The 16,328-nt window shown below is 37.4% G+C and carries 16 protein-coding genes; 5 read left to right on the top strand and 11 right to left on the bottom strand.

Annotated features, from left to right (window positions below; genetic code table 11):
- Positions 1 to 110: 110 nt before the first annotated feature.
- From THEXY_RS09225 to THEXY_RS09245, 5 genes are all read left to right on the top strand, one after another.
- A complete protein-coding gene (locus tag THEXY_RS09225; RefSeq protein ID WP_013788568.1) occupies positions 111 to 1,127 on the top strand; it encodes an ABC transporter substrate-binding protein in 1,017 nt (338 codons plus the stop codon).
- 66 nt (positions 1,128 to 1,193) lie between these two features.
- The gene (locus THEXY_RS09230) at positions 1,194 to 1,940 is read left to right on the top strand and encodes an ABC transporter ATP-binding protein (RefSeq protein ID WP_041592116.1); all 747 of its coding nucleotides are present in this window, start codon (positions 1,194 to 1,196) and stop codon (positions 1,938 to 1,940) included.
- Positions 1,933 to 2,742: an ABC transporter permease gene (locus THEXY_RS09235; protein ID WP_013788570.1), complete on the top strand. Its 810-nt coding sequence runs from the start codon at positions 1,933 to 1,935 to the stop codon at positions 2,740 to 2,742. The genes THEXY_RS09230 and THEXY_RS09235 overlap by 8 nt, the downstream gene beginning before the upstream one ends.
- 86 nt (positions 2,743 to 2,828) lie before the next feature.
- Positions 2,829 to 4,466: an NAD+ synthase gene (locus THEXY_RS09240; protein ID WP_013788571.1), complete on the top strand. Its 1,638-nt coding sequence runs from the start codon at positions 2,829 to 2,831 to the stop codon at positions 4,464 to 4,466.
- A gap of 19 nt (positions 4,467 to 4,485) precedes the next feature.
- Positions 4,486 to 5,352, top strand: coding sequence for a DMT family transporter (locus THEXY_RS09245; protein ID WP_013788572.1), 867 nt, complete (start codon positions 4,486 to 4,488; stop codon positions 5,350 to 5,352).
- Between the two features lie 10 nt (positions 5,353 to 5,362).
- Here THEXY_RS09245 and THEXY_RS09250 read toward each other — a convergent pair whose 3' ends face one another.
- The 11 genes from THEXY_RS09250 to lon form a co-directional block, all read right to left on the bottom strand.
- Positions 5,363 to 6,820, bottom strand: a complete 1,458-nt coding sequence (locus THEXY_RS09250) for a YcdB/YcdC domain-containing protein (protein ID WP_013788573.1) — start codon at positions 6,818 to 6,820, stop codon at positions 5,363 to 5,365.
- Between the two features lie 81 nt (positions 6,821 to 6,901).
- Positions 6,902 to 7,315, bottom strand: a complete 414-nt coding sequence (locus THEXY_RS09255; protein ID WP_013788574.1) for a F0F1 ATP synthase subunit epsilon — start codon at positions 7,313 to 7,315, stop codon at positions 6,902 to 6,904.
- A 10-nt stretch (positions 7,316 to 7,325) separates the two neighbouring features.
- A complete protein-coding gene (gene atpD / locus THEXY_RS09260; RefSeq protein WP_013788575.1) occupies positions 7,326 to 8,711 on the bottom strand; it encodes a F0F1 ATP synthase subunit beta in 1,386 nt (461 codons plus the stop codon).
- Between the two features lie 34 nt (positions 8,712 to 8,745).
- The gene (gene atpG / locus THEXY_RS09265; protein WP_013788576.1) at positions 8,746 to 9,603 is read right to left on the bottom strand and encodes an ATP synthase F1 subunit gamma; all 858 of its coding nucleotides are present in this window, start codon (positions 9,601 to 9,603) and stop codon (positions 8,746 to 8,748) included.
- Complete coding sequence (gene atpA / locus THEXY_RS09270) at positions 9,603 to 11,123, bottom strand: F0F1 ATP synthase subunit alpha (protein WP_013788577.1); 1,521 nt, start codon at positions 11,121 to 11,123, stop codon at positions 9,603 to 9,605. The genes atpG and atpA overlap by 1 nt, the downstream gene beginning before the upstream one ends.
- 28 nt (positions 11,124 to 11,151) lie before the next feature.
- Entirely contained in the window at positions 11,152 to 11,685 is a 534-nt protein-coding gene (gene atpH, locus THEXY_RS09275; protein ID WP_013788578.1) for an ATP synthase F1 subunit delta, read from the bottom strand.
- A complete protein-coding gene (atpF, locus tag THEXY_RS09280) occupies positions 11,673 to 12,161 on the bottom strand; it encodes a F0F1 ATP synthase subunit B (RefSeq protein WP_013788579.1) in 489 nt (162 codons plus the stop codon). Before atpF ends, atpH begins: the two co-directional genes overlap by 13 nt.
- A gap of 22 nt (positions 12,162 to 12,183) precedes the next feature.
- Entirely contained in the window at positions 12,184 to 12,408 is a 225-nt protein-coding gene (gene atpE, locus THEXY_RS09285) for an ATP synthase F0 subunit C (RefSeq protein ID WP_013788580.1), read from the bottom strand.
- Between the two features lie 88 nt (positions 12,409 to 12,496).
- A complete protein-coding gene (locus THEXY_RS09290; RefSeq protein WP_013788581.1) occupies positions 12,497 to 13,153 on the bottom strand; it encodes a F0F1 ATP synthase subunit A in 657 nt (218 codons plus the stop codon).
- Positions 13,154 to 13,397: 244 nt separating this feature from the next.
- Positions 13,398 to 14,000 carry a ribosome biogenesis GTP-binding protein YihA/YsxC gene (yihA, locus tag THEXY_RS09295; RefSeq protein WP_013788582.1) on the bottom strand — a complete coding sequence of 201 codons (603 nt, stop codon included), beginning with the start codon at positions 13,998 to 14,000 and terminating at the stop codon, positions 13,398 to 13,400.
- Positions 13,997 to 16,321, bottom strand: coding sequence for an endopeptidase La (lon, locus tag THEXY_RS09300; RefSeq protein WP_013788583.1), 2,325 nt, complete (start codon positions 16,319 to 16,321; stop codon positions 13,997 to 13,999). The genes yihA and lon overlap by 4 nt, the downstream gene beginning before the upstream one ends.
- Positions 16,322 to 16,328: the final 7 nt, after the last annotated feature.

The following is a 16,328-nucleotide window of genomic DNA, read 5'->3' on the forward strand; positions in this document are numbered from 1 at the left end:
GAAATCATTTAACAAAATGCAGTGTGAAAAAAACTTCATCTTTATCCAATCACCATTTCCAATTGATAGAATATAATAAACTGAAATCAAATTAAATAGGAGGTATTCACATGAGAAGCAGAAAATTACTTATTTTCACTCTTATACTCATATTTGTACTTACATCTTTCTTATTTACCGGTTGCAAAGCAAAAGAGCAAAAGCTTACAAAGATAAACTTTATTGAAACCGTACATTCGATTTTTTACGCACCATATTATGTAGCAGTCAATAAAGGCTTTTTCAAAGAAGAAGGACTGCAATTAGAGATAACAACCGCACAAGGCTCCGACAAAGCTGCAACAGCAGTTGTATCAGGTCAAGCTGACATTGGGCTTCAAGGTCCAGAAACAACTGTCTATGTGTACAAGGAAGGAAAACAAGATTACCTCGTAAATTTTGCACAGCTTACAAAAAAAGACGGTTCTTTCTTAGTTGGGAAAAAACCAGAGCCTAATTTCAAGTGGGAAAATCTAAAGGGCAAAAAGATAATAGGCGGAAGACCTGGTGGAATGCCGGAAATGACTCTCGAATATATACTGAAAGAGCATGGTATAGACCCTAAAAAAGATGTAAATCTCGTAACGAATCTTCAATTTACAGCGACAGCAGGTGCTTTTATGAGATCAGATGCAGACTACGTAGCACTTTTTGAGCCAACTGCATCACAAGTGGAAAGTGAAAAAGGCGGATACATCGTGGCATCTGTAGGTGCCGCTGGACACGATGTGCCTTATACAACATTTAACGCAAGAAAAAGCTATATAAAAGAGCATCCTGACATCATCCAACACTTCACGAATGCAGTTTACAAAGGCATGCTATACGTGCAATCTCATTCATCAAAACAAGTAGCTGAAGACATAAAGTCTTTTTTCCCAGATACTGATATTAATATAATAGCAAAGGTAATCGACAGGTATAAAAGCATAGATGCATGGGGCACTACACCACAGATGAAGCCATCAGATTTTGATGCTCTTCAGAATGTCTTATTAAACGCTGGTGAGATTGATAGCAAAGTAGATCCAAATGCTTTAATCGACAACACTTTCGCCGATAAGGCTGTCGCAACCATAAAGAAATAGTATTGTGGGGACAACCGAAAGATTGTCCCCTGTAAGTATGCTTAAATATGACAGGAGGTGCATCTGGTGAGGAAAGTAATGGTTGAGCTTTCAAACATATCTTTAAACTATCATACGATAAAAGGCGAAACAGAAGCTATAAAAGACGTATCATTTAATGTGTGTGAAGGTGAATTCGTAGGTGTCATAGGACCTTCCGGATGCGGCAAATCCACACTTTTATCCATAATAGCCGGCCTTTTAAAGCCGTCAAAAGGAAGTGTCGTTGTAAACGGTAAGGTCGGATACATGCTTCAAAAAGATCATCTTTTTGAATGGAGAAACATCATGCAAAACGTCCTTTTAGGTCTTGAGATACAAGGTGCCGTCAATGAAAACTCTATAAAAAACGTAGAAGACCTTTTGGAAAGATATGGATTATCCGATTTTAAATACCATTACCCTAACCAAATATCTGGCGGAATGAGGCAGAGAGCAGCACTAATCAGGACATTGGCCTTAAAACCAGACATCATGCTTCTCGATGAGGCTTTCTCAGCCCTTGACTATCAAACTAGGCTTGCAATATCTGATGAAGTGTGGACTATTTTAAAAAATGTCAAAAAGACAGCAGTCATAGTCACACACGACATCTCTGAAGCCATCGCAATGTGCGACAGAATCGTCGTCTTGTCTAATAGACCTGCGGTCGTAAAAAACATATATGAGATACATCTTACGTGTGACAACCGGTCACCTATAGGATGTAGAAAAGCACCTGAATTTAAAGAATACTTCAACGAAATCTGGAAGGAGCTCGATGTTCATGTATGAAGTATCGCAAAACATCTCAAAAGAGCATATAGAATTTTTAAAAAAAGTGAAAAGAAAAAATCTAGCCATCAAAATCACTCAACTATCCATACTCATTGCTTTTTTTGCCTTATGGGAAATAGCAGGAAGGCTAAAGCTTATAGATCCGTTTTTATTTAGCCAACCTTCTCGCATGATAAAAACCATCATAAACTTAAGCGAAGACGGCTCACTTTTTACGCATATATGGGTCACATTAAGCGAGACGCTTGTCGGATTTGCTCTTGGAACATTTTCTGGCATAGTGATAGCCGTATTGCTTTGGTGGTCTAACTTTGCCTCAAAAGTTGCAGAACCATACCTGATCGTCTTGAATAGCCTACCTAAAATCGCATTAGGACCGATATTTATAGTCTGGATGGGCAATGGCGAAGCACCTATTATAACGATGGGTCTGGCCATATCGCTGATTGTGACTATTATAAGCCTTGAGACAGGGTTCAAACAAGTGGACGAAGATAAGATAAAACTTCTAAAGACGTTTGGTGCCACCAAATTTCAAATACTTACAAAATGCATATTGCCTGCCAGTATCCCCACTATCATGTCTGCCATAAAAATCAACATGGGTTTGTCTTGGGTCGGTGTCATAACAGGAGAATTTTTGGTATCAAAAGCGGGATTAGGATACCTTATCGTCTATGGAGGGCAAGTATTTAAGTTAGACATAGTAATGACAAGCGTTCTTATACTGTCTATCCTGGCCGCACTTATGTACGTACTATTAGTCTACATCGAAAAGAAAATCATAAAGTGGCAGTAATTTATATCATGCACCGCTTATGCTGGTGTATTTTTTTTTATTATGTGCTAAAATATCTTTATGAAAATAATTCGAGGTGATACTATATGAAGATAGCATTGGCACAATTGAATCCAACCGTTGGAGATATAAAAAACAATTGCGAAAAGATAATCATGAATATAAAAGAGGCTAAAAAAGCCCAGATGGATCTCATAGTCTTTCCCGAATTGTCTATAATCGGATATCCTCCAAAGGACCTGCTATACAACCCTGATTTTTTAGAAACTGCAGATAGAATGCTTAATGATATTCTCTTACCTGAGACAGAAGGCATCGGTGTCATTGTAGGAACCGTTACAAGAGATGAAGAAAAAGACTACTTGCTTCACAACTCAGCACTTCTCCTTTACAACGGCAAAATTGTAGGACAAGCAGATAAAACCCTTTTGCCAAATTACGATGTATTTGACGAGCAAAGGTATTTTGAACCAGCTAAAAAGCGCGCTTGCATAGATTTTAAAGGAGTGCGGCTTGCAATTAATATATGTGAAGACATTTGGAACGACAAGGATTTCTGGGAGAGGCCAAGGTACGATATTGACGTATTAGAAGAGCAGTACAGCCTAAATCCAGACATTTTTATAAATATTTCTGCATCACCATACAATCTTGGAAAGCATGAATTAAAAGTCAAAATGGTAAAGCAAATATCAAAAAAATACAAGCTGCCTCTTATATACGTAAATCAAGTAGGCGGCAATGACGAGCTGATTTTTGATGGAAACAGCTTCGTAATAAATTCAAATGGCGAAAGAGTGGTAAATCTTAAGGCTTTTTGCGAAGATCTCGCTTTTATCGATACTGATGAGCTTGAATATCTTGCGCCTCTTAAAGACATAAATGAAAACATATCGTGGGTTCACGATGCGCTGATTTTAGGGCTTAGAGATTATTTTAGAAAGACCGGCTTTAAAAAGGCAGTGGTAGGCTTAAGCGGCGGGATTGACTCTGCTGTCACATGCGCCCTTGCAGTAAAAGCATTAGGGCGTGAGAATGTACTTGGTGTATCTATGCCGTCTCGTTATTCCTCAGAAGGTAGCAAAGACGATGCAAGAGACCTGGCACAAAATCTCAATATTGAGTATAGGGTAATACCTATTGAAGATGTCTTTAAAAGCTATATATCTATTTTTAATAAAGATGGCAATATTGTAGGTGACCTTGCAGAAGAAAATCTGCAAGCCAGAATAAGAGGCAATTATCTCATGTTCATATCAAATAGAGAAGGTCACATGGTCCTGACAACCGGAAACAAATCAGAAATAGCTGTAGGATACTGCACACTGTATGGTGACATGAGCGGTGGACTTGCTGTAATATCTGATGTTCCAAAGACAATGGTATATGAGCTTGCAAAATATATAAATAGAGAAAATATCATCATTCCAATATCCACTATAGAAAAGGCTCCATCAGCCGAACTTAGGCCAAATCAAAAAGACACAGATTCTCTGCCACCGTACGAGATACTGGATGATATATTAAAGCTGTACATAGAAGAAGATAAATCGATAAGTGAGATCGTATCAAGAGGCTATGATGAAGCATTGGTAAAAGATGTGATAAGAAAGGTAAATAGCGCCGAATACAAGAGAAAGCAAGCAGCACCAGGTCTCAAAGTCACCACAAAAGCATTTGGCGTAGGAAGGCGAATGCCAATTGCACAACGTTTCAGACCATGATTTAAGGGAGGCTTAAATATTGTCTAAAAAATTAAAAAGCGATATAATGCTACTTTTAGTAACTGTCATCTGGGGGTCTACATTTGTCGTAGTAAAAAACGCTACAAGCATATTGCCAGTTTATAATTTTTTATTTTTAAGATTTTCCATAGCACTTATCATTCTTGTCATTATGTTTGGCAAGAGGCTGCTTCATATTGATAAAAATACATTTGCAGTCTCTATCATTGTAGGCATAATGCTTTTTTTGGGCTATGCATTTCAGACACTTGGCTTAAAATACACGACTGCTTCAAAGTCTGGCTTTATTACTGGATTTAATGTGGTGCTTGTGCCTATATTGGAAGCATTTTTCTTAAAAGCTAAATTGTCAAAGACATCATGGTTAAGCGTATTATTAGCACTTGGCGGGTTATTTCTCATGACAGCTAATATTGACTTGAAAATTAACTTTGGAGACTTTCTAACCCTCCTTTGTGCCGTATCTTTTGCGTTTCAGGTAGTCTTGATAGCAAAATACGCGCCATCAGTTGATACAATATCATTTGCAATAATTCAGATATTCGTCGTAACACTATTAAGCGGAATTCTTTCATTTGTATATGAGAAACCTACAATACCAACTGATAAAACCGTTTGGTTTGCCCTAATATTGACAGGTATATTTGCAACGGCGTTTGCATTGGCAGTTCAAAATACGATGCAGGCAAATACATCAGCCACGCATGCTGCCATCATATTCTCTTTAGAACCAGTTTTTTCAGCCATAACTGCTTATTTAGTATCTGGAGAAATCATGACATTGCGATCCATCATAGGAGGATTTCTCATGATAACAAGCATGATTCTATCTGAAATGCCGTCTAAAGATAATTTAAGGGCTTAAAAAGCCCTTTTTAATATGGTTTTATTACTTCACCTGACTTTGCATCTATTAAGCTTGATTCAACAGGGTCGTCCACTGTATAAACCGGTATTATGCCATTTGCAGTTTTGTAGTATTTCAGTGAAAAATTGCATGCTTTTAAGTATTTAATTGTAACTTCATCTTGTTTCATAATGTTGACAGGCTTTGGATAAAGTATATCGTAGTTTTTGTAAGTATATGCAGATATGTTTCCATCTCCATCAACATCTACTGTTATGCCATTGTTTATGAAAGGTATGTTGTAATGTTTTAGTGGGAAGACAAAGTGGTACCCATAGATACTTTCATTTTTCTGATTTGCATTGTTAAATCCAAAATCAATGTACGGTAATAGCTCTTTAAAATTTTCTCTTACAAATGATTCCGCTTTATTGAGAGCTGTTTCCCGGGAAATTGATAAATTGAAACCGCTTTTAGTGCTTTTTAAAATATCAACTACATTTCCGGTATCTGCATTTACAGCAACGTGCAAATATCCTATTCCATTTAGTTTATTCCATGAGAATGTCCATACTTTTAAATTAAGCCCACCGTATTTTTCCATGTAAGCTGTATCTTTTAATTCATAATCGCTTCCTGCATATTTTGCTGCTACCTTAAATGCTTCATCTTTGTCTACAGATACTTTGCTTAATACAGGCTCCACATCCATTTTAATATCTGCATTGCTTGGAGCACTTAGCTTTACTGCGTTTCCATTTATATCTATTATATCGCCTGTATACGCATTTATCATGTATTGAGGCGATGGTAAAACATATACAAGTTTTACATCGCCTTTATTTCTACTGTAAATTACCGTATAGACCAATCTAGGTTTTAGATATTCTTTAAAAAGCTTTGTAGCCTCATTTATATCGATCACGTTTTTCAGTGTAGGCAAGTCCCCATCTGTCCAATCATATGTGTAATGAGTGACTAAACCTGTTTTTTTATCTACAGAAACATTTATTGTATCGTACAGAAACACAATGCCATTTTCTTCTCTTCTCCATTTAAAGCCGTATTCATTGTAGCTATCATTTTTGTAATTTGCATCGTACTTGTACTTGCCTAAATTCTTAGGTCGCACTTTATCTAAAAATTCTTCTGCTATCTTTTTCGCATCGTTTCGCTTTATATTCTTGTTGCCTTTAAAATCGCTTATAAAATTGTACCTTATTATTTCACCTGTCGTAGCGTCTACAGTGACAGTGGTATTCTCAAAAACGTCATTTTTTGTGTAGCTTAAGATCCATACAGAGTCTTTATTTGTAAATTCTCTGTATTGAATATTCTCACTGTCGTATTTTATGTCTCCTAATTTTTCTTTCACTATAGATATGGCTTCTTCTTTTGAAATAACAGTTGAATTTTCGGTGGCATAAACATTAAATATTCCTGTCAAAATTATGAATGCAAATACAGAAGCTATTAATTTTTTCATATAAAAACACCTCCACTATTTTCTCCTATTTAGATTTTGGTCTAAATAGGATATTTTTATACACAATGGTGGAGGTAAATTTTATATATTTTTGTATTTTTTTGCAATCGTCATTCTAACGAGGGCACGCCTCAATGCTGCCTTAGCGAGAAAATATTCTTTTTGGCTTTTCTTTTGCCTTAGCCTTTCTTCAGCTCTCTCTTTAGCTGCTTCAGCCCTTTTTATGTCTATCTCTTCAGGCCATTCTGCAGCATTAGCCAGTATTACGACATTGTCCTGCTTTACTTCCATAAAGCCATTTGAAATGCTGGCTTCTTTCCATTCGTTGTCGTTTTTTATCTTAAGTGTGCCAATTCCTAATGCGACAGTCATCGGAATATGACCTTTTTGGACTCCTACTTCACCAGCACTTGTAGTAACAATGATTTCCTCCACATCGCCATCGTAGAATTTGCGATATGGAGTCAATACTTCGAGGTGATACTTATTGTCCATGTTATGCACCTCACTTCATTTCTTCGGCCTTTTTGTACACTTCGTCGATGTTTCCTACCATGAAAAATGCTGCTTCAGGTATGTCGTCCATTTCACCGTTGACAATCTTCTTAAATCCTTCTATTGTCTCCTTCAATGGCACATATTTGCCTGGTATTCCCGTGAATGTTTCGGCAACGAAGAAAGGCTGTGATAAAAATCTCTGTATCTTCCTTGCTCTGTACACTGTAAGCTTGTCTTCATCTGACAATTCATCCATGCCAAGTATTGCTATTATATCTTGAAGCTCTTTGTACTTCTGAAGTATTTCCTGAACGCGTCTTGCAACAGTGTAATGTTCCTCACCAACTATATTTGGTTCCAATATTCTTGACGTGGAATCCAGCGGATCTACTGCTGGATATATACCCATCTCAACGATGCTTCTTGACAAAACCGTAGTTGCATCAAGATGTGTAAATGTAGTTGCAGGTGCAGGGTCTGTCAAATCGTCTGCAGGCACATAAACAGCCTGTACAGATGTTATTGATCCGCTTCTTGTGGAAGTTATCCTTTCTTGGAGTGCTCCCAACTCTGTCGCAAGTGTAGGCTGATAACCGACGGCAGACGGCATTCTTCCAAGAAGTGCAGATACTTCTGAACCTGCTTGAACAAACCTGAAAATATTGTCGATGAACAAAAGCACATCCTGATGCTTTTCATCCCTAAAATATTCAGCCATAGTAAGTCCTGTAAGAGCAACTCTCATTCTGGCTCCTGGCGGCTCATTCATCTGTCCAAAGACAAATGCTGTCTTGTCTATGACGCCAGATTCTTTCATTTCGTGCCACAAATCGTTACCTTCACGAGTTCTTTCACCAACACCTGTAAAAATGGAATATCCACCATGCTCTGTCGCTATATTTCTTATAAGCTCTTCAATTAAAACTGTCTTGCCAACGCCAGCTCCTCCAAATAAACCTATCTTACCGCCTTTTGCATATGGTGTAAGAAGATCTATGACTTTTATGCCAGTCTCTAAGATTTCTGTGACTGGGCTTTGCTCTTCGAAACTGGGGGCATCTCTGTGTATAGGCATGTACTTGTCTGCTTTTACTTCGCCAAGTTCGTCCATCGTCTTGCCTAACACATTAAACATCCTGCCAAGCGTACCTTCGCCCACCGGTACAGAAATTGGCCCGCCTGTATCAAAACATTCCATCCCTCTCTTTAGTCCATCTGTAGACGACATCGCAACACACCTTACAGTGTTGTCGCCTGTATGCTGAGATACTTCTACAATTATCTCATCACCTTTAAATGGGATTCTTATGGCATTGTTGATTGGCGGCAATTCTTCGTCGAAACGTATATCAACAACCGGTCCTATTACCTGTGTTATATAACCCTTATTCATATTAGCCTCCATTCAATTTAAAAATTTTTAAAGCCTAAACGGATGAACCTCCGATTATCTCAGAAAGCTCTTGCGTTATAGAAGCCTGCCTCAATCTATTGTACTCTAATGTGTACTTCGCAATCATCTTGTCAGCATTTGATGTAGCTCCATCCATCGCAACCATCCGCGAAAAGTGTTCTGATGCAAAAGCATTTACCAAAAAGCTATACACCAGACCTTTGATGTACTCAGGAACCAAAAGGTTAAAAACCTTTGTCGGCGATGGATCGTATATCATATCGCTTAGAATTTTGACATCTTTATCGCTGTTGAAATTCTTTATATCTAAAGGCAAGATTTTTACTGTTTTTACAATCTGCCTTAGACCAGCCATCTCAGTGTAAACAACGTAAATATCGTCTATTATTCCTCTGTCGTATATATCAACTAATAAATCAGATATCTCACCTGCTGCTGATGTGGTAGGATTTTGAGCTGTGTATAAAAATTCCACATCCACATTGTAACCTTTCTCAAGAAAATAGCTGCGGCCAACTTCGCCAATGACCATCAGATTCTGCGTATCACCATCTATGACTTCTTCTGCTTTTTTTATGACATTGTGGTTGTATCCACCGCACAATCCTTTGTCACCAGTTATGACAATTACTGCCTTTTTCCTTGTGCCTTTTGCTTCATGCTGTCTTTCAAAATAATGTGAAGTTGCTTCACCGCTATGAATAAGTATATCTTCCATAGTTGATTGTATCTTTTCATAGTAAGGTCTCACGTTGTCCAGCATAGTTTTTGCTTTTCTAAACTTTGCGGCTGATATGAGATTCATAGCTTTTGTGATTTTGCGGGTCTCTTTTACGCTTTTTATCCTGAGTTGAATGTCTCGCTTTCCCATTATGCATCACCTTTCGATGCGTATTTGCTCTTGTACTCCTCAATAGCCGCCTTCAACTTTTCAATCGTATCATCTTCTAATTTTCCTGTCTCCCGTATAGTTTTCTTTATATCAGGATGATTTATGTCAATAAACTCCAACAAATCTTTTATGAACTTCTTAACATCTTGAAGCTCCACATCCATAAGGTACTTATTCATTACTGTGTATATCATTATAACCTGATCTTCCATTGAAATAGGCTGATACCTTGACTGCTTTGTTATCTCAACAATTCTCTCACCTTGTCTTAACAAATCAAGGGTAGATTTGTCCAGATCAGATCCAAACTGTGCAAAGACCTCTAACTCCCTGTACTGCGACAGTTCCAATCTCATTCTTCCAGATACTTTTTTCATGGCTTTTTTCTGAGCAGCACCACCGACACGTGATACCGAAAGACCCACATTTATGGCAGGCCTTATACCTGAATAGAAAAGCTCTGACTCAAGATAAATCTGACCATCTGTTATTGATATGACGTTTGTAGGAATGTAAGCTGAAATATCGCCTGCAAGTGTTTCTATTATCGGCAATGCCGTAATCGAGCCGCCACCCATGTCGTCGGATAGCTTAGCCGAACGTTCCAAAAGCCTTGAATGGAGGTAAAATACATCTCCAGGATATGCCTCTCTTCCTGGTGGCCTTCTCAAAAGAAGCGAAATCGTCCTATATGCCACAGCATGTTTTGATAGGTCGTCATAGACTATGAGGACGTCTTTTTTGTCGTACATAAAGTGTTCTGCCATCGCACAGCCTGCATATGGTGCCAAATATTGAAGCGCTGCTGAATCACTGGCAGTAGATGCTACTACTGTCGTATATGACATAGCCCCAAACTTTTCTAATGTATTTACAAGTCCAGCAATAGTCGAAGCTTTTTGTCCAATTGCAACGTATATACAGTAGACACCTTTATCTTTTTGATTTATTATAGTATCTACCGCTATAGCAGTCTTTCCTGTCTGCCTATCTCCTATTATGAGTTCCCTCTGACCTCTGCCTATCGGAATCATAGCGTCAATTGCCAAGATACCTGTCTGCAACGGTGTATCGACAGACTTTCTCTTTATTATAGGTGGTGCTGGATACTCCACAGGCCTTGTGCCATCACTTTTTACAGGGCCTTTCCCATCCAAAGGCTGACCTAATGGATTTACGACTCTGCCTAAAAGGCCATATCCAACAGGTACTTCCACAACTTTTCCTGTTCTTTTTACTATTGTACCTTCTTTGATAGATTCAGGATCCCCTAAGACAATTACACCTACGCTATCTTCTTCAAGATTCATCACCATGCCGTATACGCCACTCTCAAACTCTACCATTTCGCCGTATATGGCTTCATCAAGACCGTATATCTTCGCTATGCCATCTCCGGCTGTTATAACACGCCCTACGTCCTCTGTTTTAATAGCAAAATCAAAATTCTTTATTTTGTCTTCCAGAATTGATGTGATTTCTTCAGGTTTTATATCCATATATTCACCTTCTATTTTTAAAGTCTTTTCAGCTTGCACTTACTAGATTTTTAAGCATAGTTTCAAGTTTTCCTTTTATAGAGCCATCAATAACTTTATTTCCTATTAAAATCTTCAATCCACCCAGTATAGACTCATCAACTGTAGGATTCAAATTGACTGTTTTTTTGAAATTCGACTCCAATCTGCTCTTAATAGCGTCAAGTGTCTTTGAGTCCAATGGGTGTGCAGAGATTAATGTGGCATTTATGATGCCTTTGTAATCTAAATACAATTTCTCATATTCATTAAAAATCTCCTGAAAGATGTGTTCCCTGTGTTTTGATATGATCAATTTTATAAAATTTATGACTTCTTTATCATAACCATTCAAAATATCATCTATCAAGCGCATCTTTTGCTTGATATAGATACCTCTTGTTGTAATAATTTTGTATATTTGTCTGTTTTTTAACATTTCAGATATGCTTTTAAGCTCACTGTAGTATTTTTCTATGCTGTCATTTTCTATTGCTGCGTTAAAAAGAGCACGTGCATATTTTTTTGCTATTACTTGTTCCAAGATGCACCTGCCTCCTTAACCACCTCGTTGATGATCTTATCGTCATCGATGTTGATATTGCCAATAGCCTTTGATGCAGCTTCTATTATAAGGTGCGACAAGCTAACCCTAAGATCGTGCATAGCTTTTATCTTCTCAGTTTCAGCTTCTTCTTTTGCCCTTTCTATTATGGCTTTTGCTTCTATGTTAGCCTCTTCTATAATCTTTTCTGCCTTTTCTTTTGCATACTTTTCTGCTCTGTCGATGATAGCCTTCCCTTCATCATCTGCTTTTTTCAATATTTCTTCGTATTGTGCTTTTAATTCGTTAGCTTCATGAACCTTTCTATCTGCTTCATCCAGAGAATTCTTTATCCTCTGTGACCTTTCTTCCATGAATTGTGTAACTGGTTTAAACAAAAACTTTCTCAATATCAAATACAAGACGACAAGATTTATGATGGTGAAAATAAAAGTATACGGATTTATAAGGCTCAATTTATTACCTTCTTTCGTATCATTATGGTTTCATGAAGAATATTATCAAAAAGGCAACTAAAAGACCGTAAATGGCTGTTGCTTCAGACAAAGCACCTCCAAGGAGTAAAAACTGCATTACACTGCCTCTGGATTCTGGCTGCCTTGATACAGCTTCAACCGCCTTTCCTGTAGCAATACCTATACCTATTCCTGCTCCAATACCTGAAATTGCAGCTATTCCTGCTCCTATAGCCAATAAATTCATTTTCATCTCTCCTTTTAATTAATTTTAATTACATTTTTTGTTAAAATTTTAAATCATCAGCTAAATCGCTTTAAATTAAATTATATTACTATTCAACTGCTTCTTCAATATAAAGCATCGTCAAAAATACAAACACCACCATCTGCAGTGCACCATCGAATAAGTCAAAGTATATGCTGAATATGGCTGGTACGACTATTGGTACTACTTTGCTTATTAAGCCCATGATAATAAAGGCTGCTATGATGTTGCCAAATAACCTGGCTGCAAGTGACAGTGGTCTTGTAAACATATCAAGAATTTTCATTGGGAAAAAGAATGGCATCGGTTCAAAAAATGATTTTGCATAGCCTTTCAAGCCTTTAGCCTTAATCGAAGCGATTATGACGACTATGATAGACATGATTGCCAAAGCTGAGGTTGCGCTTAAGTCTTTTGTAGGAGGTGTCAAACCAAATAAATCGATAGTGTTTGCAAGTATCAGATACAAGGCAACAGTCCCTAAGTACGGCGCAAATGATGCCCAGTACTCTCCTAATGCATCTTTTGTGAAAGAGTTTAAGCCATCTATGATAGTCTCAACAAAATTCTGCACTCCAGTAGGAACTTGATTCCAACCTCTGGTGACTATGAGAGAAGCTATCGTCAATATGGCCATTATTATCCATGTAACTACGACTGTAGTTGTGACAGGAATGCCTCCAAGTATGGGAATTGTAAACACTACCGATTGTCCTATTTCCACTTATATCACCCCTTTCGCTCATTGATAAATACAATTATAATACTTCATGATGTAAATTTCAAATCCTATTTTCATGCAATAATTTAGCATGAATTTTTTCTCTTTATCATTATTCGCTTATTTACTTATATATGCTTAATCAAAACAAAAATTCCGGCTTTTTCGCCTCATCCATTATATCGTCAATCATTTTATATACTTTAATATTTATTGTTATTAAAATCAATAATTTTATTAAAAAATTTTACTCAATTGTCGTACCATTGGCTTCAACAATTGAATCTAAGTAGGTGTAGACATCATCTACACCTGCCTTTTTTAGTGAAGAAAATGGTATGATCTTCTCCTTATCAACCGAAAGCGTATCAGATATGACTTTCAAAGACATCTGCATCTCATATCTTTTCAACTTGTCTGACTTTGTAGCAACTACTTGAAAATTTATATTTCTATTTTTTAAGTAGTTAACCATTAAGACATCGTCATCTGTAGGTTTATGCCTTATATCAACCAACATTATAGCACCTACCAAGTATGCTGATGTATTTAAGTACGTTTCAATGTTTATAGACCACTGCTTCTTAAGCTCTTTTGATACTTCTGCATAGCCATAGCCAGGAAGATCAACTAAGTAGAAAGTATTGTTAACAATGTAGAAATTAATACCTTGTGTCTTTCCAGGTTTTTGACTTACCCTTGCAAAATTGTTTCTATTTACTATTGCATTTATAAAAGATGACTTTCCTACATTGGACCTGCCTATTACTGCAATTTGCTTAAGTCCATCATTTGGATACTGCGTCTTGTTGTATGCTGAAACCTTAAGTTCGATAGACTTTACCTTCATATTTGTTCATCACCTACTAACGACAATTTTAAAACTTCGTCTATGTTTGATACAAATTTAAATTCCATTTTCTTCTTGACGCTTTGTGGTATCTCATCTAAATCCCTTTTGTTGCCTTCAGGTGCAATTACTTTAAAAATGCCTGCTCTATGCGCCGCCAACACTTTTTCCTTTAAGCCACCTATCGGCAAAACCTTACCAGTAAGAGTTATCTCACCTGTCATGGCAATATCGCCTTTTACAGGAACTTTCTTTATTGCAGATACCATAGCAGTTACCATTGTTATACCTGCTGATGGACCATCTTTCGGTATCGCACCTTCAGGCACATGTATGTGAATGTCTAAATTTTTGTAAAAATCGCTATCTATCCCCAAAGCATCTGCATTCGATCTTATGTAGCTAAAACCTGCTTGTGCTGATTCTTTCATCACATCTCCCAACTGACCTGTTAGTGTAAGTTTCCCGCTTCCAGGCATCGTGGTCGCTTCAACTGTAAGTGTGTCACCGCCAACTCTCGTCCACGCAAGTCCTGTCACCATGCCTACTTTATCTTTTAGATTGGCCTTATCTACCCTGTATATTGGCTTTCCAAGGTACTTTTGCAGGTTTTTCTTGCCTACTTTTATAGACTTTTCTTTATTTTCTACTATAGCTTTTATGGATTTTCGCACGACTTTTGCAATGTTTTGCTCAAGCGACCTTACACCAGCTTCTCTGGTGTACTCAGATATTATACCTACGATTGCCGAATCTTGTATCTTTATGATGTCTTCATTAGCACCGTGCTCTTTTAAAATTTTTGGAATCAAATACTCTTTAGCTATGTTCAACTTTTCTTCTTCAGTATATCCAGAAATGTATATGACTTCCATTCTATCTAAAAGCGGAGCCGGTATCGTATCAAGTGTATTTGCTGTTGTTACAAATAACACTTTCGACAGATCGAATGGCAAATCTATGTAATGATCTCTGTACGTAGAATTTTGCTCTGGATCCAAGACTTCCAGCATGGCCGATGCCGGGTCACCTCTAAAATCAGAGCTCATTTTATCGATCTCATCAAGAAGAAACACCGGATTCTTTGAACCTGCAATCTTCAATGAATTAATTATGCCGCCTGGTATGGCGCCGACATACGTCCTTCTGTGACCTCTTATCTCGGCTTCATCTCTTACTCCACCCAATGACAGCCGCACAAATTTTCTGTTCATGGCTCTTGCAATTGACTTTCCTAAAGAAGTCTTACCTACTCCTGGAGGCCCTACAAGGCACAAAATAGGGCTTTTCATCTTCTCGTGGAAACTTCTCACGGCCAAAAACTCTAATATTCTCTCTTTGACTTTTTTTAATCCATAGTGATCTTCATTTAATATTTTCTCAGCTCTTTTTATATCAAGCACATCTTTCGTTTCTTCATTCCACGGAAGGTCCAAAAGCCAATCGATGTACGTCCTTATGACAGAAGCCTCTTGATAGCCTGGCCCCATCCTGCTTAACCTTCTTAATTCTTCTCTCGCTTTTTCCTTTACATAATCAGGCAAATCCTTTGATTCGATTTTTTCTTCATACTCGTCTATTTCTTGATCAATCTCGTCAGCTTCACCAAGTTCTGCCCTTATTGCCTTTAATTGTTCTCTTAAATAGTATTCTCTTTGACTTTTGTCTATCTGCTTGTGAACCCGCATGTTTATCTTTTTCTCAATTTCCAGTATATCAAGCTCTTTTAAGATAAATCCTAATAATTTTTCCAACCTTTCTCTCGGATCAAAGCACTCTAAAAGCTCTTGATTCTTGTCTTGATTTAAGCTTAAATGTTCTGCTATTACGTCAGCTAACCGCCCAGGTTCTTCAATCGTTACAACATTATAAATGCTATCCAAAGGTATTTTTGATGAAATGCTTATATATTCTTCAAAAGCTGATGTTACACTTCTCATCAATGCTTCTAATTCGCTGTCTTTCTCCACCTCTGAATCTATCTTCTCTAAAACTTCCACTTCATAAAAACTTTCATCGCTAATAAGATTTTTTAACTCTGCTCTGGAGATGCCCTCAACTAAAACTCTTACGACTTCTCCTGGAAGTCTAAGCATCTGTTTTACTTTCGTTATTGTGCCTACTCTATATATATCATCTATTGAAGGTTCGTCTATATCAGCTTGTTTTTGCGTAACCAAAAAGACGAGTTGGTTTCTAAGCATTGCTTCTTCAATAGCTTTAACGGATTTTCCCCTTCCTACATCAAAGTGCATGACCATGTACGGGAACACTGTTATGCCTCTTAGTGGAACCATCGGTAATATGTATTTCTTGTCCATAAAGTCA

Origin of the sequence: Thermoanaerobacterium xylanolyticum LX-11 (genome assembly GCF_000189775.2) — a bacterium.
In the GTDB taxonomy this organism is placed as follows: Bacteria; Bacillota; Thermoanaerobacteria; order Thermoanaerobacterales; family Thermoanaerobacteraceae; genus Thermoanaerobacterium; species Thermoanaerobacterium thermosulfurigenes.

What these genes read in the sequence shown, in the direction of transcription:
- THEXY_RS09235 (WP_013788570.1), top strand. Translation starts at nt 1,933, where the DNA reads ATGTATGAAGTATCGCAAAACATCTCAAAAGAGCATATAGAATTTTTA.
- lon (WP_013788583.1), bottom strand. Translation starts at nt 16,321, where the DNA reads ATGGACAAGAAATACATATTACCGATGGTTCCACTAAGAGGCATAACA.
- atpD (WP_013788575.1), bottom strand. Translation starts at nt 8,711, where the DNA reads ATGAATAAGGGTTATATAACACAGGTAATAGGACCGGTTGTTGATATA.
- atpE (WP_013788580.1), bottom strand. Translation starts at nt 12,408, where the DNA reads ATGAATTTATTGGCTATAGGAGCAGGAATAGCTGCAATTTCAGGTATT.
- THEXY_RS09225 (WP_013788568.1), top strand. Translation starts at nt 111, where the DNA reads ATGAGAAGCAGAAAATTACTTATTTTCACTCTTATACTCATATTTGTA.
- atpG (WP_013788576.1), bottom strand. Translation starts at nt 9,603, where the DNA reads ATGGGAAAGCGAGACATTCAACTCAGGATAAAAAGCGTAAAAGAGACC.
- atpA (WP_013788577.1), bottom strand. Translation starts at nt 11,123, where the DNA reads ATGGATATAAAACCTGAAGAAATCACATCAATTCTGGAAGACAAAATA.
- yihA (WP_013788582.1), bottom strand. Translation starts at nt 14,000, where the DNA reads ATGAAGGTAAAGTCTATCGAACTTAAGGTTTCAGCATACAACAAGACG.
- THEXY_RS09255 (WP_013788574.1), bottom strand. Translation starts at nt 7,315, where the DNA reads ATGGACAATAAGTATCACCTCGAAGTATTGACTCCATATCGCAAATTC.
- THEXY_RS09240 (WP_013788571.1), top strand. Translation starts at nt 2,829, where the DNA reads ATGAAGATAGCATTGGCACAATTGAATCCAACCGTTGGAGATATAAAA.
- THEXY_RS09250 (WP_013788573.1), bottom strand. Translation starts at nt 6,820, where the DNA reads ATGAAAAAATTAATAGCTTCTGTATTTGCATTCATAATTTTGACAGGA.